19 protein-coding genes are annotated in these 18,401 nt (G+C 63.7%); 4 read left to right on the forward strand and 15 right to left on the reverse strand.

Annotation, left to right across the window (positions count from 1 at the left end; genetic code table 11):
- Nucleotides 1-325: 325 nt before the first annotated feature.
- Nucleotides 326-673 (forward strand): hypothetical protein, encoded by a 348-nt coding sequence (locus tag NUH87_RS06575; protein WP_040069550.1) that lies wholly within the window; start codon nucleotides 326-328, stop codon nucleotides 671-673.
- Between the two features lie 296 nt (nucleotides 674-969).
- The gene (locus NUH87_RS06580) at nucleotides 970-1,251 is read left to right on the forward strand and encodes a DUF2790 domain-containing protein (RefSeq protein ID WP_338525298.1); all 282 of its coding nucleotides are present in this window, start codon (nucleotides 970-972) and stop codon (nucleotides 1,249-1,251) included.
- Between the two features lie 45 nt (nucleotides 1,252-1,296).
- Here the strand turns inward: NUH87_RS06580 and NUH87_RS06585 are convergent, their stop codons facing one another.
- Nucleotides 1,297-1,791: a TetR/AcrR family transcriptional regulator gene (locus NUH87_RS06585; protein WP_338525299.1), complete on the reverse strand. Its 495-nt coding sequence runs from the start codon at nucleotides 1,789-1,791 to the stop codon at nucleotides 1,297-1,299.
- A 78-nt stretch (nucleotides 1,792-1,869) separates the two neighbouring features.
- Here NUH87_RS06585 and NUH87_RS06590 point away from each other — a divergent pair, with 78 nt between their 5' ends.
- Entirely contained in the window at nucleotides 1,870-2,289 is a 420-nt protein-coding gene (locus tag NUH87_RS06590) for a hypothetical protein (protein ID WP_338525300.1), read from the forward strand.
- Here NUH87_RS06590 and NUH87_RS06595 read toward each other — a convergent pair.
- The 8 genes from NUH87_RS06595 to NUH87_RS06630 all read right to left on the reverse strand — a co-directional run bounded on the left by NUH87_RS06595 (nucleotide 2,202) and on the right by NUH87_RS06630 (nucleotide 10,298).
- On the reverse strand, nucleotides 2,202-4,040 hold the full coding sequence (locus NUH87_RS06595; RefSeq protein WP_338526743.1) for an amidohydrolase: 1,839 nt from the start codon (nucleotides 4,038-4,040) through the stop codon (nucleotides 2,202-2,204). The genes NUH87_RS06590 and NUH87_RS06595 overlap by 88 nt on opposite strands.
- 50 nt (nucleotides 4,041-4,090) lie before the next feature.
- A complete protein-coding gene (locus NUH87_RS06600) occupies nucleotides 4,091-4,666 on the reverse strand; it encodes an antibiotic biosynthesis monooxygenase (RefSeq protein WP_338525301.1) in 576 nt (191 codons plus the stop codon).
- Nucleotides 4,663-5,097, reverse strand: coding sequence for a DoxX family protein (locus NUH87_RS06605; protein WP_338525302.1), 435 nt, complete (start codon nucleotides 5,095-5,097; stop codon nucleotides 4,663-4,665). The genes NUH87_RS06600 and NUH87_RS06605 overlap by 4 nt, the downstream gene beginning before the upstream one ends.
- Nucleotides 5,098-5,166: 69 nt before the next feature.
- The gene (locus tag NUH87_RS06610; protein ID WP_040069652.1) at nucleotides 5,167-5,811 is read right to left on the reverse strand and encodes a hydrolase; all 645 of its coding nucleotides are present in this window, start codon (nucleotides 5,809-5,811) and stop codon (nucleotides 5,167-5,169) included.
- Nucleotides 5,812-6,006: 195 nt separating this feature from the next.
- Nucleotides 6,007-7,284: a cation:dicarboxylate symporter family transporter gene (locus NUH87_RS06615; protein WP_338525303.1), complete on the reverse strand. Its 1,278-nt coding sequence runs from the start codon at nucleotides 7,282-7,284 to the stop codon at nucleotides 6,007-6,009.
- 92 nt (nucleotides 7,285-7,376) lie between these two features.
- Nucleotides 7,377-8,585 carry a pyridoxal phosphate-dependent aminotransferase gene (locus tag NUH87_RS06620; RefSeq protein ID WP_338525304.1) on the reverse strand — a complete coding sequence of 403 codons (1,209 nt, stop codon included), beginning with the start codon at nucleotides 8,583-8,585 and terminating at the stop codon, nucleotides 7,377-7,379.
- An 11-nt stretch (nucleotides 8,586-8,596) separates the two neighbouring features.
- Nucleotides 8,597-9,262, reverse strand: coding sequence for an RraA family protein (locus tag NUH87_RS06625; RefSeq protein ID WP_040069559.1), 666 nt, complete (start codon nucleotides 9,260-9,262; stop codon nucleotides 8,597-8,599).
- Nucleotides 9,263-9,395: 133 nt separating this feature from the next.
- The gene (locus NUH87_RS06630; protein ID WP_338525305.1) at nucleotides 9,396-10,298 is read right to left on the reverse strand and encodes a LysR family transcriptional regulator; all 903 of its coding nucleotides are present in this window, start codon (nucleotides 10,296-10,298) and stop codon (nucleotides 9,396-9,398) included.
- 199 nt (nucleotides 10,299-10,497) lie between these two features.
- On the opposite strand from NUH87_RS06630, the gene NUH87_RS06635 reads away from it, so the two are divergent.
- Nucleotides 10,498-12,441, forward strand: coding sequence for a DNA topoisomerase III (locus NUH87_RS06635; RefSeq protein ID WP_338525306.1), 1,944 nt, complete (start codon nucleotides 10,498-10,500; stop codon nucleotides 12,439-12,441).
- An 81-nt stretch (nucleotides 12,442-12,522) separates the two neighbouring features.
- Here NUH87_RS06635 and NUH87_RS06640 read toward each other — a convergent pair whose 3' ends face one another.
- The 6 genes from NUH87_RS06640 to NUH87_RS06665 form a co-directional block, all read right to left on the reverse strand.
- Nucleotides 12,523-13,071: a hypothetical protein gene (locus tag NUH87_RS06640; protein WP_338525307.1), complete on the reverse strand. Its 549-nt coding sequence runs from the start codon at nucleotides 13,069-13,071 to the stop codon at nucleotides 12,523-12,525.
- Between the two features lie 101 nt (nucleotides 13,072-13,172).
- A complete protein-coding gene (locus NUH87_RS06645) occupies nucleotides 13,173-14,405 on the reverse strand; it encodes a hypothetical protein (RefSeq protein WP_338525308.1) in 1,233 nt (410 codons plus the stop codon).
- Complete coding sequence (locus tag NUH87_RS06650) at nucleotides 14,402-15,943, reverse strand: acyl-CoA dehydrogenase family protein (protein ID WP_338525309.1); 1,542 nt, start codon at nucleotides 15,941-15,943, stop codon at nucleotides 14,402-14,404. The genes NUH87_RS06645 and NUH87_RS06650 overlap by 4 nt, the downstream gene beginning before the upstream one ends.
- Nucleotides 15,940-16,932 carry an SDR family NAD(P)-dependent oxidoreductase gene (locus NUH87_RS06655; protein WP_338525310.1) on the reverse strand — a complete coding sequence of 331 codons (993 nt, stop codon included), beginning with the start codon at nucleotides 16,930-16,932 and terminating at the stop codon, nucleotides 15,940-15,942. Before NUH87_RS06655 ends, NUH87_RS06650 begins: the two co-directional genes overlap by 4 nt.
- Complete coding sequence (locus tag NUH87_RS06660) at nucleotides 16,929-18,140, reverse strand: beta-ketoacyl-[acyl-carrier-protein] synthase family protein (RefSeq protein WP_338525311.1); 1,212 nt, start codon at nucleotides 18,138-18,140, stop codon at nucleotides 16,929-16,931. Before NUH87_RS06660 ends, NUH87_RS06655 begins: the two co-directional genes overlap by 4 nt.
- Entirely contained in the window at nucleotides 18,137-18,394 is a 258-nt protein-coding gene (locus NUH87_RS06665; RefSeq protein WP_040069575.1) for an acyl carrier protein, read from the reverse strand. The genes NUH87_RS06660 and NUH87_RS06665 overlap by 4 nt, the downstream gene beginning before the upstream one ends.
- Between the last annotated feature and the right edge of the window lie 7 nt (nucleotides 18,395-18,401).

The raw sequence follows: 18,401 nt of genomic DNA on the forward strand, positions 1-18,401 counted from the left end.
AGGCAAACCCCAGGCAAAAAAAAGCCCAAGCGGCTGATGGACGCTTGGGGCTCAAAAATGCATAAACCGTGGTAGGTGAACGCGGGGCGCATATTACCCCACTGCGACAATATGTAACAAGAATTTTTTCAATGGCTTATTGACATAAGTCCTTCAATAACCACATGTTTTTCATGGTTTGGCGTGAGCCATGATGGGGCACAAACAGCCGTTTCTTATTCCAGAAACGATCCGTCGGATAGCTTGATATCACCGACAACAGTATTTGCTTCGCCAACCCGGGACGGCGACAATTGCCGCTCCATTTTCCTTCGAGGTTTGCAACATGCGTAAAGCACTTACCGTCCTGGCCCTGAGCGCCCTGTTTGCCCAAGGCGCCATGGCCGCAGGCGGCACACAGGCCGCGGTCGGCGGTGGTCTGGGCGGCGCCCTGGGCAACGTCCTGGGTCAGAAGATGGGCGGCAGCACCGGCGCAGCGGTCGGCGCGGGCCTGGGTGGCGCGGCCGGTGGCGCGGTGGCCGCCAAGAAAGGCAAGAAAACCAAGGCCGCCATTGGCGGTGGCCTCGGCGCAGCCGGTGGCTCGCTGCTGGGTAACCAGTTGGGCGGCAAGACCGGCGCGGCCATCGGTGCCGGCCTCGGCGGCGCAGCCGGTGGCGCACTGGGCGGCAAGTAAGGTCAGCTTGTAGGCGCCGGCTTGCTGCGGGCGGTGTTCCACCGATAGGCCGGATAGTCCAGCAGGACTTACCGGCCTCATCGCCAGCAAGCTGGCTCCTACAAGGTTTCGTGGCGTTTCCAAGGTCTCCACAGGGGCAAGCCCTGCTGCTGCAAAATCCGTGTTCCCCCCAGTATCGATCACGCTGATATTCGCTATTGGCAAGGATCCGTTCCGCCAGTGCCGAAGGGCTTCGTAAGATGACACCCACTGCCTCGCCACTTTCACGGTGAGGGGATGTCTTCCCGGAGACCGCCATGAAATATCTTCTGTTTATCCTGTTGTCGCTGTTCAGCCTGGTCGCGACCGCCCAAGGCAACGCGCCGGCCACGCACCCCGTCCAGGGGGCGACCGTCAGCACCAGCGCCGAACCCTACGACTATTCCGAAGACCTCGACCTCGCCAAGGCCGTGCGCGCCGACAGCGCCGCCGCGTCCGACTGTGGCCCGGTGCAAGGGCACGTGGTCTACGTCGACAACCAGGGCGTGCGCCACGAAATGAACTTCATCCGCCTGGGCAATGCTTGCCAGCACGGCTGATCGGCAACCCGACGTAAAGGCTCCAGCGTCCGTCAACACGCACTATCAGGAGCCTTCGCCCAGCAGCTCCTGCCTGACCGAAGAGAGAATCCCGTCGGACAACGCCGGTGAATGGCGGCTGACACGCGCCAGCGTCACGGCCCCCACCCTCGTGACCGCCAGTGTAATCGCCTTGCGCCGGGCTTCGTCCGCAGTCAACGACTCGGGTAATGTCGCCTCCAGGGCATTGATCATCCCTTCCAACCCTTCAGTGAAGAGCTCCTGTATTTCCCGTCCCTGGCGGCAGACTTCTCCTGCGTAGGCCGCCATCGGGCAACCTGTCGAACCGTCACGATTGGCCTCGGATACGTAAAGATCGACATAGGCCTTCAAGTCATCCCCCGACACCCGCCTGGCCTCCATGAATCGATCCCGGCTGCCCTGTTGCAGGTAACGATGAGCTTGCGTGGCCAAGGCTTCCTTGGACTTGAAGTGGGCATAAAAAGCCCCCTGGGTCAGCCCGGCCGCCTCTCTACTGCTCAGCGAATACGTGGACCTCAAGCCGGGCGATGCGATTGCCCTCAACTCGGCAACTTCGGGCTTATCACAGTGGCTGTTTGTGCTGGCGAAGAAAAGGGCTTGAAGACGGTGGGGCTGGTCCGCCGCCTTGAAGGCGTGGAGACCCGTGGTTGCGACCATGTGATCGTAGAGGGCGAAGACATTGCACTGGCCAAGCAGCGCCTGCAGGGACTGAACGTGCGCCTGGGCCTCGACGTATTGGGCGGGGCTTACGCCGGCCGCCTGCTACAGGTACTGAGCCCGAAAGGCAAACTGGTGGTCTACGGCGCGGTGACACTCCAGCCGATGGAGATTTCCGGTGGTGTGCTGATCGCCGGAGAGCTGACGATCGAATCGTTTAAGGTCGCCGTATCGCCGAAATACCTTCGGCGATACGGACACTTTGCCTGGACTCAGAACGCGAAACACGAACAGCCAAAGGCACCCCAGAAACCCTGGAAGTCACTGACCGGCACATTCGACATCCGTGCCCGTTCATGACCGTGGGCATGCACCCCGCAAGGACCGCTGCACTGGTGCACCTGGGCCTGCAACGGCGAGTTCGGCCGCCAGTGTCCCGGCACCTTGACCACCGGCGACCAGTCGGGGGTCACCGGCAGCATGGGCGGCGCCAGCTTGTCGAAGTCACCCGCCGCGTGCACCACCTTGCCGTCGACCACCGTCAACACCGACTCGATCCACTTGATGGCCTCGGCCTCGACACTGAAATAGTCCGCCGACAACGCCACCAGGTCAGCCAGTTGCCCGACCTTGATCTGGCCTTTCTTGCCCTGCTCCGAGGAAAACCAGGCACTGCCATGGGTGTACAGCTCCAACGCGGTTTCCCGCGACAGGCCCTCGGGATAGAGCTCAAGCCCGCCCACGGTGCGACCGCTGACCATCCAGTACAGCGAGGTCCAGGGGTTGTAGCTCGACACCCGCGTGGCGTCGGTGCCCGCACCCACCGGCACGCCCTCGGCGAGCATGCGCTTGATCGGCGGAGTGGCCTCGGCGGCCTTGGCGCCGTAACGCTCGACGAAGTATTCGCCCTGGAACGCCATGCGGTCCTGAATGGCGATACCGCCGCCCAGCGCCCGCACCCGCTCGATATTTTTCGGCGTGATGGTTTCGCAGTGATCGAAGAACCATGGCAAGCCATTGAACGGAATGTCGCGATTGACCTTCTCGAAGACATCCAGCATCCGCGAAATGGATTCGTCATAGGTAGCGTGCAGGCGGAACGGCCAGCGTTGCTCCACCAGATGCCGGACCACCGGTTCCAGTTCCTGCTCCATGGTCTGCGGCAGGTCCGGACGGGGTTCGAGGAAGTCCTCGAAATCCGCCGCCGAAAACACCAGCATCTCCCCTGCCCCGTTGTGCCGCAGGAAGTCGTCGCCTTGGCCGTAGGTGACCTTGCTGGTCCAGTTCTTGAAGTCCGCCAGCTCTTCCTTGGGTTTCTGGGTGAACAGGTTGTAGGCGATCCGTACCGTCAGTTGCTGCTTGGCCGCCAGTTCGTTGATGACTTCATAGTCGTCCGGGTAGTTCTGGAAACCACCGCCGGCATCGATGGCGCTGGTGACGCCCAGGCGGTTGAGTTCACGCATGAACTGGCGGGTCGAGTTGACCTGATACTCCAGCGGCAGCTTCGGCCCCTTGGACAGGGTCGAGTAGAGAATCATCGCGTTGGGCCGGGCGATCAGCATGCCGGTCGGCTCGCCCCGGGCATCACGGACGATCTCGCCACCCGGCGGATTCGGCGTGTCGCGGTTGTAACCCACCACTCGCAGCGCCGCACGGTTGAGCAAGGCGCGGTCATACAGGTGGAGGACGAATACCGGGGTGTCCGGCGCCGCCTTGTTCAGTTCTTCCAGGGTCGGCATGCGTTTTTCGGCGAACTGGAATTCGTTCCAGCCCCCCACCACCCGCACCCATTGCGGCGCCGGAGTGCGCTCGGCCTGGTCCTTGAGCATGCGCAACGCATCCACCAGCGAAGGCACGCCTTCCCAGCGCAGTTCCAGGTTGTAGTTCAGGCCGCCACGGATCAGGTGCAGGTGCGAGTCGTTGAGGCCGGGGATGACGGTGCGGCCCTTGAGGTCGATCACCTTCGTTGCGCTGCCGCGCAGGGCCATGGCCTCGGCGTCGTTGCCCACGGCGATGAAGCGACCGTCCTTGATCGCCACCGCCGTGGCCTTGGGTTGGGCGCGGTCGACGGTGTGCAGGCGGCCGTTGTGCAGAATCAGGTCAGCGATCACATTGCTCATATCAGTTCTCCTTGCTTGACGGAATGTAACGGTCAGCGAAATCAGTGGTTGGCCGGTTGCAGCCAGCGGCTGAACAAACGGGTGACACGGGGCATGAATACATAGACCACCAGCAACACGATGCTCAGGGTGATCAGCACATTGGCTTGCACGTAGCCGCCCAGCCAGGGCAACCGGGCAAACAGTGGGCGCCACAACATCGGCACCAGGAAACTCAGCGGCAGGATCACCAGGAAGGTCACGCTGGCCTGTTTCCAGCGCGGTACCGGACTGGGCGAACCCACTTCGGCCGGGGTGAACCAGAACTCGCGCTCGGCGTTGACCTCGGTCTGGTCACCGTCGGCCAGCATGGGCTGGGCCTCTTCCACCAACCCTCGGCGGTCGTCGGAGTCCAGCCAGTGTTGCAGTTGATCGGTCGAGGCGAAACGCAGCACGCTGGTAAACAGCGTCTGGCCGTGGCTGTGCCCACGCACCACATCGATGCCCAGGTGCCCCGGATAACTGCGAGCCATGGCGATGGTGCGGCGCAGCCAGACTTCATAGGCCTGGTCCTGGCCCTGCTTGATCCGGTGGCGGACCAGCAGGGTCACCACGCCATCCAGCAATTCGATATTCATGGGCGTTGACTCCCCAGGCGAGTGAACGGTGCCAAACACCGATCCAAAGAGAAGGCTCCTGAGCCACCGATCAGCAAGGCGGCGAAGACAATCACCAGCAACCAGGCGAACTGCCCTTCGGCCAGGCTCCACTCAGGGTGTACCCACACCAGTGAAACCAGCAGCAGGAACAGCACCGGCAGCGTGGCCAGGCGCGTCAGCAGGCCGAGGATGATCAGCAACGGGCACAACACTTCGGCGAAAATAGCCAGGCTCAGGGTCAGGTGCGCCCCCAGGCCGAAAGGGTCTTCGATCAAGCTCAACTGGTGCTGGAAGTCCAGCAGCTTGGGCAGGCCATGGACCCGCAACAGCAGGGCCGAACCGCTCAGGCGCAACCAGAGCAGTGCCCAGTCAGCCGAAGTACGCGAGGGCAACAAGGGGGTGGCGATCATCTCAGCTCTCCTGGCTAAGGCTCGAGGCAATGAGGCGTCGGGCGCGGCTGGCGCGCCCGACTCACGTCATTACTTGACCTGACGCGCTGGCGCGTTGTGGACCATGGTGTAGGCGTAGTCCACGCCCATGCCGTAGGCGCCGCTGTGCTCGCGCACCAGGTCCATCACCGCGTCGTAGGTTTCCTTGTGAGCCCAGTCACGCTGGAACTCCAGCAGTACCTGCTGCCAGGTCACCGGTACCGCGCCGGCTTGAATCATCCGCTGCACCGACATGTCGTGGGCTTCCTGGGTGGTACCGCCGGAAGCGTCGGTGACGATGTACACCTCGAAACCTTCGGCCAAGGCTTCCAGGGCCGGGAAGTTCAGGCACACCTCGGTCCACAGTGCGGCCATGATCAGCTTCTTGCGACCGGTGGCCTTCACCGCTTCGACGAACTTCTTGTCTTCCCAGGAGTTCATCGAGGTGCGCTCGATCGGCTGTGCGCCCGGGTTCACTGCCAGCAACTCAGGCCAGATGTAGCCGCTGAAGCTCTTGGTTTCCACCGAGGTGTAGATCGTCGGCACGTTGAAGATCTTCGCCGCCTTGGCCAGGCCCACGGTGTTGTTCTTCAAGGTCTGGCGATCGATCGATTGCACGCCGAAGGACATCTGCGGCTGGTGGTCGATCAGGATCAGGGTGGAGTTGGTTGGGTTGAGCAGTTCACGAATAGACATGGCGAGTTCCTTTTGGCTGTCGAAGGTCTGAGTAGTCCGGAAGCTCGGCGCTTCATCCGCTTGGATGTCTGTGCTGCCGGCTTGGAATGAACTTTAGGCCACGAAGAAAAAAGGAACAATTACCTAAAATCGAGAATAATTGATTCTATTTAAGGGACAATCCTGAATCGCCTTGTTGTCTACCCGTGCCCGTCATCACCGTGGCGGCGCAAACGGCTTCGCCGCAGCGGCCCGAGACGCCAGCGTGCGCTGCTCCCAACGCGCAATGACCAGTGGCGCCAGGGCGTTGCCCAACACATTCAGGGCGGTGGTCGGCATATCCATGAGGCGGTAGACGCCCGCGATAAAGGCAATGCCCTCCAGGGGCAGGCCGGCGCTGGCCAGGGTCGCCGAGAGAATCACGAACATGAACCCGGGCACGCCCGCCGCGCCCTTGGAGGTCAGCACCATGGTCACCACCAGCAGCGCCTGTTCGCCGATGCTCAGGTCGATCCCGTAGAGCTGGGCGACAAACAAGGTGCCGATGCCGAGGAACAGCGAGGCACCGTCCAGGTTGAACGAATACCCCACCGGCACCACGAAACTCACCAGTGAACGCGGTGCGCCGAAGCTCTCCAGCTTGGCCATCAGTTGCGGCATCACCGCGGCGGAACTGGCGCTGGAAAACGCCAGGATCAACTCATCCTTGATGTGCCGGATCAGCCCGAAGAACGGCACCCCGGCCAACCGTGCCACACTGCCCAGGACCACCAGCGCGAAGACGATGATCGAGATGTAGCTCACCAGGATCAGCTTGATCAGCGGCAACAACGAGCTGAAACCGAAGTTTGCCACCGTCACCGCAATCATCCCGAACACGCCGATGGGCGAATAGGCCATGATCATCGAGGTCACGCGAAACATCCCTTCCGATACCCCGCGCAAGGCGTCGATCAAGGGCCGCTTGCGTTCTTCACCGAGCCCCGAGACACCCAGGCCGAACATCACCGCGAAGAACAACACCGGCAGCAGGCTGCCCTTGGCCATGGCATCGATCACGTTGTCCGGAATGATATTGAGCAGGATCTGCCCCAGCCCATGTCCGCTGGCACTGGCCGGCGTCACGTTGACCGCCACCGCCTTCAGGCTGGCCAGGTCGGTTCCGGCGCCCGGCTGCAAGAGGTTGCCCAGCACCAGCCCGACGATGATCGCGGTGGTGGTGATGGTGAAGAAATACAGCAGGGTCCGCACGCCGATGCGGCCAAGGGACTTGCCGTCGCCGTTGCCGGCGATGCCCACCACCATGCAGGCGAACACGATAGGCACGACGATCATTTTCATCAGCCGGATGAAGATATCGCCCGCCGGTTGCAGCACATTGTCGATCAACCAGGGACGCGACTCCGGAAACCGGTGCAACAGCGCCCCCACCAGGATGCCGGCGGCGAGGCCGATGAGGATTTGCAGGACGAGGGGAATACGTGGCTTTTGCATGGAATGCCTCTGAAAAAAACCAGGACTGTTTCGGGCAGTGTTTGTTGTTGTAAGCCGCTTCAACGCGGCGACGCCGTCGACTCTGCGGTCAATCAGCGCAACGCCTGGCAGGCGCGTCGAAGCCGTTGGCAACCTTCCTCGATCACCTCCATGGCGCTGGCGAACGACAGCCGCACATACGGCGACAGGCCATAGGCGCTGCCCGCCACCGTGGCGACCCCGCCCTCGCGCAGGAAATACGCCACCACATCCCCGTCACTCTCCAGGCGTTGAGCGTCCGGCGTGACCTTGCCTATCAGGCCTGAAACGTTGGCGAAGACATAGAACGCTCCGTCGGGCGGTGTGCAACCGATCCCGGGGATGTCGGCCAGCAGTTCGAGCATCCGCCGGCGCCGCTCGACATAGAGCTCGCGCATCTGCGCGATGGGCGCCTGGTCGCCGGCAAACGCCGCGACGGCGGCCGCCTGGCTGACCGAACTGGGGCAGGTGGTGGTCTGCGACAGCAACTTGCCCATGGCCGCGATCAACCACCGCGGGCCGGCGGCGAAGCCCAGGCGCCAACCGGTCATGGCATAGCCTTTGGAAGCACCGTTGACGATCAGGGTGCGTGCCTGCAAATCGGCGGCCGCCGCCACGAAAGACACATGCCGGGCAGTGCCATAGACGAAGTGTTCGTAGATCTCGTCGGACATGATCAACACCTGCGGATGCCGACGTAGCACCTCGGCCAGCGCCTGCAATTCGGCTTCGCTGTACACCGCCCCGCTGGGGTTGTTGGGGGTGTTGAGAATCACCCATTTGGTCCGTGGTGTAATCGCCTGTTCGAGCGCCTGGGGCAGCAGCTTGAAGCCGTTGGATTCGTCACCGGGAATGATCACCGGGGTCGCCTCGTTGAGCCGGGCGATATCCGGGTAGGACACCCAGTACGGCGTGTGGACGATGACCTCGTCGCCCGGGTTCAGGGTAGCCGCCAACGCATGGTAGATGATGTGCTTGCCGCCACACCCGGCGATCACCTCGTCGTCGCGGTAACTCAGGCCATTATCGCGAGCCAGCTTCTGCACGATGGCCTTGAGCAACGCCGGCGTTCCCGGGGTACCGGTGTAATGGGTTTCGCCACTGAACATCGCCTGTTGCGCGGCTTCGAGAATATGCCGTGGCGTGTCCAGGTCCGGTTCGCCGATGGTGAAGTTGACGATGTCCCGGCCCTCACCACGCAACTGCGTGACCAGGGCGTTGGCGGCGATACTCGGTGACGGCTCGATGGCGAGGACGCGGTTCGACAGCAATGATTGACTCATGGGTCTTCTCCTCAGTTCGCCAGGCCGGCTTTTTCCAGCACCTTGTCCAGCCACGACTGGTCGATCGCGCCGCTGGCGATCTCGGCCTTGACCTGTTCTTCGTGGGCCTCGTGCTGGCGCGCCTTGACCAGCACCTGTTCGGCATCCGCCTGGGAAAACGCCACGAGACCGTCCTCGTCACCAACGATCAGGTCGCCCGGATTGACGATCATCCCGCCAATGGACACCGGCACGTTGATTTCCCCCGGACCGCTTTTGTAGGGCCCGCAATGCACCACGCTGCGGGCGTAGCACGGCGTGTCCTCGAAGCTGGCGACATCGCGGATGGCACCGTCGACGATAAAGCCGACACAGCCGCGCTGCTGCGCATAGAGCTTGATCAGTTCACCGATCACCGCGTTGTTGCTGTCGCCCTGGGCATCGATGACCAGCACATGGCCGGGCTCCAGCAGGGTCAGGGCCTTGTAGATGTAAAGGTTGTCGCCGGGACGGGTCTTGACCGTCAGCGCCGTGCCGACCAGCTTGCCGCTACGGTTGTAGCGGGTCAGGCCGCGGGCGCCGATATGCCGGCCGAGGTTGTCGCTGATATGCGGGGTGACGACGTTGCGAAAGGCCTCGACCAGCGAAGCGGACGCCAGGGCTGGCGAGGTGAGAATGCGCGAACCGGGGAAAGACATGATGACCTCCTTGAACGAAGAAACCCGTGTGGGCCTGGATCGATCTTAAGAAAGGCCAGCCAATACTTTTAGCGATATTTTTCTATTGAAAAACATCGCTTTTATTCATAAAAATTGGAAAAGACGAGTCGGCTCATGCCTGCAGCAGCAGACGTCCAAAATCGCAGCACTGATGTGCCAGGCGCGCCACTTCCACGCTCAGGCCCTGCAGGCGATCGGCCCGATGCACGGCGGCATAGCGGATCTGCGGCAGTCCCGGACGGGTCTCGATCACCCGCAATCGGCCCTGGGCGATCAAGGGCGCGAGGCATTGCCGAGGCAGGTAGCTGATGCCCACGCCGGAAATGGTCAGGCCGATCTGGGCCACCAGGTAGTTGCTGATCAAGGTGCGATTGAGGCGGACATCGTGCTGCGCCAGCCAGCGCTCGTAGACCAGGCCGGTACCCGAACTGCCGCCCTGGGTCAGCACGGTATAGGCCGACAAGGCCTGAAGGTCCATCGGCGCGGATTCGCGATACAAGTCCGGCGCGCACATCCAGGCGTTTTCCACGGTCTTGAGCGGCGTGGCGACAAAGCGTGCGTCGTCGAAGACATCCGGCACGATGATCAGGTCGAGCTGATCGTTCTCCAGCTTCTTGAACAGCTCGGAGCTCAGCTCGACCGAAGGCTCCAGCACCACCTTGGGGTAGGCTTCGCGAATCTGCTCCACCAGGGCGGGCAACCAGGTCAGGGCTGTCAGTTCGGTCACCCCCAGGCGGAAGCGCCTGACCAGCACCTCCCGGGAACTGATGCGCTCCAGCAGATAGTCGCGCTGGCGGAGCATTTCGGCCGCATGCTCGAACAGCTCGGTGCCTTTTTCCGTCAACCGCGCGCTGCGTTTCGAGCGGTCGAAAATCGGCACGTCGAAGGCGTCCTCCAGCTCCTGGACACGCTTGGAAATCGCCGACTGGGACATGTTCAGTTTCAGCGAGGCCGCTTCGAAACTGCCCAGTTCGACGATCCAGTAGATGGCTTCCAGCTGTTTGAAGGTAATCATGGCGTCGCCTCAGATGAAAAAAAGCGCGCCATTATTTACCCTTCCCATCGACTTCGGTAAAGCACTTCGACAGCTCGGCCCCTGATCCTGACCAACGTTTCGGCAACAAAACTGTATATTTATACATATAAAGGTTGCCCGACGCGCCAACACTGAGCATCCTGTAGCCCTTGCCAGGCGCTGACGAAACAAGGTGGTTATGCGGTTGTTCCTCTGTGAGAAGCCTTCCCAGGCCAAAGACATTGCCGCGGTGCTCGGTGCCACGCGCCGTGGCGACGGCTGCTGGGTGGGCCCGAATGCCACGGTCACCTGGTGCATCGGCCACCTGCTGGAAACCGCCCCGCCGGATGCCTACGACGCCCGCTACAAACGCTGGGTGCTGACCGACCTGCCCATCGTTCCGGAAAAATGGAAGATGCAGGTCAAGCCCAAGACCGCCAGCCAGTACAAGGCGGTCAAGCGCCTGCTGGGCGAAGCCCGGGAACTGGTGATCGCCACCGACGCCGACCGCGAAGGGGAAATGATCGCCCGCGAACTGGTGGAACATTGTCGCTATCGCGGGCCGATCCAGCGGCTCTGGCTGTCGGCACTGGACGACGCCTCGATCCGCAAGGCGCTGGCGGTGCTCAAGCCCGGCGGCGAAACCTTTTCGCTCTATCATTCGGCCCTGGGACGCTCGCGGGCCGACTGGCTGATCGGCATGAACATGAGTCGCCTGTTCACCCTGCTCGGCCGCCAGTCCGGCTACCAGGGCGTGCTGCCGGTGGGGCGCGTGCAAACCCCGACCCTGCGCCTGGTGGTGGACCGCGACCGCAGCATCGCCGACTTCGTGCCGGTGGCCTACTGGGCGATCGATGTGCACCTGCTGCACGACGGCCAGCCCTTTGTCGCCCAGTGGCGCGCCCCGCAGGACGCCTGCGACGATCAGGACCGCTGCCTCAACCAGGCCCTCGCCCAACAGGCCGCGAGCGCCATGGGCACGGCGTCCGGCGCCACGGTGGTGAAGCTCAAGACCGAGCGGATTCGCGAGCCCGCGCCCCTGCCCTTCGACCTCGGCACCCTGCAGGAAGTGTGTTCGAAAAGGCTCGGGCTGGGCGCCCAGGAGACACTGGATATTGCCCAGGCGCTGTACGAAACCCACAAGGTCATCACCTACCCGCGCAGCGATTGCGGCTTCCTGCCCCTGAGCCAGCACGGCGATGCCGGCCGGGTACTGGCGGCGCTGGAACGGGCTGATCCGAGCCTGGGCAAACTGGCGCCGTATCTCGATCCGACGCGCCGCTCGCGAGCCTGGAACGATGCCAAGGTCACGGCCCACCACGGCATTATCCCGACGGGCACGGGTGCCAGCCTCGACCGTTTGCAGGGCAAGCCGCGAGCCGTCTACAGCCTGATTCGCGCCCGTTACCTGGCGCAGTTCCTGCCCCATCACGAATACGACCGCACCCAGGCCGATTTCGACTGCGCGGCACAGGCGCTGCGGACCGTGGGCAAGCAGGTCGTCGAACCCGGCTGGAAACGTGCCTTGCCTGAAGCCCTGGCACCGGCCAAGGGACGTGAATCCCCCGAGCCACAGGCCTTGCCGGCACTGCGCGAAGGCACCGAGTGCGCGGTGAGCCGGGTCGAGCTCAAGGACCTCTGGACCCAGCCGCCGAAGCCTTTTACCGAAGGCGACCTGATCAAGGCGATGAAAAACGTCGCCCGCTATGTGGAGGACCCGCGCCTCAAGCAGAAACTCAAGGACACCACCGGCATCGGCACCGAGGCCACTCGTGCAGGCATCATCCAGGGCTTGCTGGATCGACGTTACCTGGTCAAGCACGGCAAAAGCCTGTCAGCGACCCCGGCGGCCTTCAGCCTGATCGATGCGGTACCGCGGGCGATTGCCGACCCGGGCACCACGGCGATCTGGGAACAGGCCCTGGACATGGTGCAAAGCGGCGAGATGAGCCTGGAAGAGTTTGTCGCCAAGCAGGCCGCCTGGATGAGCAAGCAGGTGGGACGCTGTGTCGAGTTGAAGTTGCAGATCGCCCTGCCGACCGGGATGGCGGGACAAGGCGCGGCGCCCTGGAAGAAGAAGCGCAAGGCTTCGGCCGGCAAGCCAGGAAGAACCCGACGCCCACCGAAGTCGGCCGTCTCCTGACGGATTGAGCGTTCCCACGCGGGAGCATGGGAACGTTCAAGGCAGGTACCTGGACTTAAATGAGCAGCCTGGGGACTGTCATCACTTCACCTTTCTACCCAGGTCATCGACGCTACGTTTCAGGCTATCCAGATCGTGCTTCTGATCACTGACATCGCGCTTGAGGCTGGACAGTTCGCTGGAATTCGAACTGGAGCTCGAACCTGAGCTGCGCTTGAGATCGTCCACTTCGCGACTGAGCTTGTCGATACTGCGATCCTGATCGCTCACGCTGCGCTTGAGGCCGGAAAGATCGCTGTTGTTCGAGTTGGAACTCGAGCTGCTATTGCGCTTGAACTCCTCGATGACACGAGCCTGGTCATTGATGATCTTCTTCAGGTTCTCCAGTTCGTCGGCATTGCGCTTCTGCAGTTCCTTCATCTTCTGAAAATCATCAACCGTGAAATCGGTGTTGCGCAGTGAGTACCCGGAGCTCGTATCGCCATGGGTTGCGGCGAGACGATCGAAGCGCCCGGCATCCAGGTCTTCGACATTCACCGCGGCCTGAGCCGCAAGCGCTGAACCGCCGAGCAGAAGTACAAGCAAGCCGGTAGCGGGAATCGTGAAAGAGGGTTTGAAACGAGCGAGCATCACTTGTCATCCTTGTGAAGTGCCGAGATGGCACATAGCTATGACTCGTTTCACCCAAAGAGGTTCCACCACCGACGTGCTGATTCCTGGCCGCCTGAAAGTCAGAACGAGTAACGCACGGCATTGACCCAGCGGGTCTGCTCCTCGAAGTAACCGAAGCTGCTCCGATCGCCTGCAAACACATCCAGCCCGGTGCGCAGTTGCCAGTGGGCATCGAGGTCATAGCGCATTTCCAGGGCGGCATACTGCGCGGACTGCCTCAGGTCCTGGGCGACGTATGCCGTCAGGTAGAGCCGTCCTTGCAGCATTTCCCGGCGTATCGCAAGACTGACGATTTCCGAACGATCCTGGTCAAAAGCCTGGTCGACAGCGTCCTTCCACTGGTTGTAGTACTGCACGCCGAAGAACCAGTCTCCGGTCAGGTAGTCGACGCCCAGCAACAATTGCCGCTGCCGGTTCTTCTTCACATCGACGATCCCCGTCGGCGCCCGGTAGTAGCGATAGTCATCCGGGGTCAGCGCCGCCTCACCCTTGACCACCACCGGACCGACAGGCACGGCAAAGGAGCCGCCGAACAAGGTACGCCGCTGCAACTGCTCACGATAGCTCAGGCCGCTGCGCGTGAGCTCCGGGCTCAGGGTGTCTTCGGTTTGCCAGCCATGCCAGGCGTTGAGGGAATAGTCGACACCTGCGGCATTGCCACTCCAGCGCAGTGCCGGGGTCCAGTCCGCCGGCTTGCGCCAGTCCGGGTCCGATGCTTCGCTTCGGGGGATGCCGGTGAGCAGATCGCCGACCCGGGGCTCGGCAAAACGTCCGTCGCTGGACGGTAGCAGGTCCTTGCGGGTCTGCGGGATCAGCAACATCTGCAACGACTGGTCCTCGAACACCGAGCACTCGCTGTTGAGCATCGCCAGAGGGCGGCGCTGCTGGACATAGTCACCGAAGAAACCTTCGCGCCGGTCGAAAGGATGAATGACATCCAGTACCCGCAAGCGGTCGGCGCTGCCCCACACCACCTGTTGCACACCGAGGGTCGAGGTGCAGCGTTCGCCCTGGTATTCGGCGAACAGCTCGCGAGGCTCGATCTCGTGGTAATCACCGTCGAGCTTGTTCTCCTGCAGCGCCCTGACCTGCGCCTTCAGCCGCCAGCCCGACTCCCCTTGCCAAGCACCGCCCAGCAACGCGGAATATTCGTCGAGCCCCCACTCGCCCTCGCGGGTCACGGCCTGGCGGGTCTCCAGCCGGCCATTGAAATCCACGGCATCAAGCGCACTGGCCTGGCTGTCGATGCTGAACAACAACAGCGCACCCAGGCCCAAGGTTCTGTTGATCATGCGTCATCCCCACACACCAGCAGCTCATCGAGCGCGACCTCCTCGTCGGCACGCTGCCGGTCGAAAGCACCGATCCGGGCATCGACCCACTCACCGAGCCCGGCCAGGGTGAAACGCGGCGAGGCCAGATGCTCCCAGTCGCGCGCAGCCTTCTCCAGGCGCGACGCCACCCAGGGACGACAATGCTCTTCCAGCGCCTGGGCCGAGAGCATCAGCCAGGCGACACACTGCCCCAATTGGAGCACCTGCTCGGACAAGCGATCATTGTCCCGTGGCTGCAACCGCTCGCTGGACAGCCAGGCGTCCAGTCGCTGGATAGCCAGCTGGCCGTGGGGCATGAACGCCAGGTACGCCTTGATCACGGCCGGCTGCTCCAGCACACGTTGCCCGATAAAGGCCGCCAGGGTCTGCGACGGGCCCTCGAACAGACGGGTGATGCGCGCATCGCGCCAGAGCTGGCCGATGGGGTTGTTATCGCAGTAGCCGCGGGCGCCGAGCATCTGCAAGGCGCTGTCGCTGACTTCGCCCAGCAGTTCGCTGGCCAGCCACTTGACCGCCGCCAGCACCTCGGCCGGTGGCGCGGGCTGTCCCTGGTCCAGGCCCGTGGCCAGGTCATCGACCCAACCGCCGAGGGCGGTTGCCGCGCAGATAGCCCCGCCGATCTGCGCCTGGGTGTGCTCGTGATCCCAGAGTCGATGGGTGCCCAGGGAGCGGCGCGTGCTGTAGCGGGTCATCAGTTGCACACAGCGCCACAGGGCGCCGATGCAGGTGGCAGCAATGCCCAGGCGACCGAAGACCATGGTGTCGCTGGCCACCGCCATCCCGGCGAACTGGCTGCCCAGCACCTGCTCCGCGCCGACCTCGACGGCGTCGAAATGCACCTGGTTCTGGACCATGCCCTTGAGACCGAGGGTCAGCGCCTCGCTGCCCTGGCGCAGCCCCGGCTGGTCGGCATCCAGGCAGAAACCGATAAAACCGCACTCGCGCCCCTGCTCGTCCAGATGCCGCGCAAACACCGAGATCACCCCGGCCCAGGCGGCAGAGCCACACCAGGACTTGCGCCCGTCCAGACGCCAATGATCGCCCTCGCGCCGTGCCGTCGCCGCCAGGTTCAGCGGGTTGGAACCGGCCCCCTGCTCGGTCAGGGCAAAGGCGGCAAGCATCCGCCCGGTGGCCAGTTGGGGCAGGTAGCGGGCCTTCGCGGCGGCTGAACCGAAGCGCTGGATCGGACGGATACCCAGGCCGTTGTTGAGCCCGACGAAAAACGCCAGGGTCAGGTCGATGGCCCCCAGTTGGCGCTGCACCCGCAGCAGTTCGAACGTCGAAAAGCCCAGCAGGCCGCCCTGGGCTTCGGCAACCTGCATGCCCAACACCCCGCGATTGCCCAGGGCCAGCACCAGGTGCGGCGGCAGGCAGCGGCGCGCGTCCATCAGGCGGAAATCCAGGCGCCCGGCCCAATCCTGCAACCATTGGTTCAGTTCGGTGACGGCCGGGGTGTCGGGACGTGCCGCCTGGGCAAATGCCGTCCATGCATTCATTGCTCAATCTCCTGTCGGGCCAACAGCCAACGGGCCGTCTCGCCGACCAGTTGCTCCAGCGTCTGCCGGGGCGCGAAGCCCACCTGCTGACGGGCCTTGTGGGTGCGGTAGTAGACGTTCATCCCCAGCAGGCGGACCACATCCGCCGAGAGTCGCAAGGGGATCAGCGAGGTCAGCAGATCCAGCGGCCGCAACAGCGCCACGATCCATTTGAGGGTCGAGCCCCGCGGTTGCCAGCGCGGCTCGGACACGCCCAGCGCGCGGCCCATGCCGGTGAACAGTTCGCGATAGCTGACGTTCAGGCTGCTGAGGATGTAGCGCTCGCCGCGCCGGCCCTTGTCCATGATTGCCAGCAGCCCTTGCACCAGGTCCTCGGCACCGATCACGGCGATCCCGCCGGGCGGGATGAACGGCAGGCGCCGTTGACGCAGGTCCAGCATGACCTTGCCCCAGCCATGCCGCACATCGCAATTCGGTGCGATGACGGCCGACGGACAGGCGATCACGATGTCCATGCCCTCCGCGCAAAACTGCCGCACCCGCTCCTCGGCCGCACGCTTGCTGTGCATGTAGGCCAGCCTGAAGGCCGCGCCGTTGTAGGCCATGTGTTCATCCGCCTCGCCGGCCGGATAGCCCACGGCGGCAATCGACGACACATGCAGCACCCGCCGCACGCCAGCGCGACGCGCGGCGTGCAGCAGGTTGACCGTGCCTTGCACATTGACCGCGAACATCCGCGCCCGGGCGCTTTCATAAGGCAGCGCCAGGCCGGCGGCGTGATAGATCTGGTCGACACCGTCCAGTGCCCGTTCGAGGCTGGCCGGATCGAGCAGATCCGCCACGCGCCAGGACACCCGGTCACTCACCGACACCAGGGCCGATGCCGGATCGTTCGCCAGGACCAGCACGGCGACCGCCTCCCCGCGCGCCAGCAAGGCCCGCACTATGTGGCTGCCCAGGCAGCCGCTGGCCCCCGTCACCAGGATCATTGCTCACCCTCCCCGGCTCGCCCCAGGGCCAGGGAGACATTGAGTCCACCGAAGGCGAAGGAGTTCTTCAACCAGGCCTCGACCCGGGCCGGGCGAGCGCCTTCAGTGACGTAGTCCAGATCGCACTCGGCATCCGCCGCCTGGTAATTGAGGGTCGGTGGGATCCGGTCCTGCAAGGTCGCCATCAGCCCACCGATCAACTCCACCACACCGGCCGCACCCATCAGGTGGCCGATGGCCGACTTGACCGAGGACACCTGCAAGCGGTCCGCATGATCGGCAAACACCTGGCGGATGGCTGCCGTTTCACAGCGGTCATTGAGCAAGGTGCCGGTGCCATGGGCATTGATGTAGGTGAAGCTTTCGGGCGCCAGCCGGCTGTCGGCCATCGCCTTGCGCATCGCCAGCGCGGGGCCTTCCACCGACGGCTTGATCAGGTCCCCGGCATCGCTGTTGACGCCGTAGCCCAGCACCCGGGCCAACACCCGCGCACCACGCGCCCGGGCATGGGCCAGGGTTTCCATGACCAGGACGCCCCCGCCCTCGCCCAGCACCATGCCGCGGCGGCCGGCGGAAAACGGTCGGCAGGTGTCCGGCGCCATGGCCCGCAACGCCTCCCAGGCTTTCCACACCAACAGATTGAGACAGGCATCGGTGCCACCGGCCAGCACGATGTCGGCATCGCCCTGGCGCAGCAGCCGATAGGCCTCGCCGACCGCCTGGGTCGAAGAGGCACAGGCGGTGCTCAACGTCATCGCCGGGCCCTTGAAACCGTAGCGCAGGCTCAGGTGACTGGCCGCGGCATTCGCCATGACCCGGGGCACGGTCCAGGGGGCCAGGGTCTGGCTGCCAGCCTGATAAAGATCCAGGTAGGCGCTGTGCAGCGAGTCGCTGCCGCCCACCGCCGTGCCCATGTACACCGCGCACCGATGGCGGTCGACCGCCTCCATGTCCAGCGCCGCCATGTCCAGCGCCTCGCGGCCCGCCAGCAGGGCGAACTGGGTCGAGCGGTCGAACATCAGCAACTCATTGGCGCTGAAGCAGCCCTCCAGCGCCTGTTCGGGCAGCGCGCCGGCATTGCACTGCCCCGGCAGCCACGGCACCGGGGCAATCGCACAGCGCGCCTGGGTCAGACCGTCCCACAAGGCTTGCCGACCGATACCGAAGGGCGACACACAGCCGACGCCGGTGATCACGACCTCATTCATGAAGCGACTCGCAGGCTCGCCAGTTGCTCGGCGAGTATCTCGATCAGGCGGGCCACCGAACTGATGTCGGTGTGGCTGTAGCTGGACAGATTGACCTGGAAGCGCTTCTCGATGGCGTACGTCAGCTTCAGCACGTCCAGCGAGTCGAGCCCCAGTTCGTCGACACTGAGCTGGATGTCCAGCTCGGTGATGTCCAGTTCAAGGGTCGTGGCCAGCAGTTCCAGCACCACGGTTTCCAGGGATTGAGTCGACATGATGGGT

It is taken from the genome of Pseudomonas batumici, from assembly GCF_036585405.1.
GTDB classification, from domain to species: Bacteria; Pseudomonadota; Gammaproteobacteria; order Pseudomonadales; family Pseudomonadaceae; genus Aquipseudomonas; species Aquipseudomonas batumici.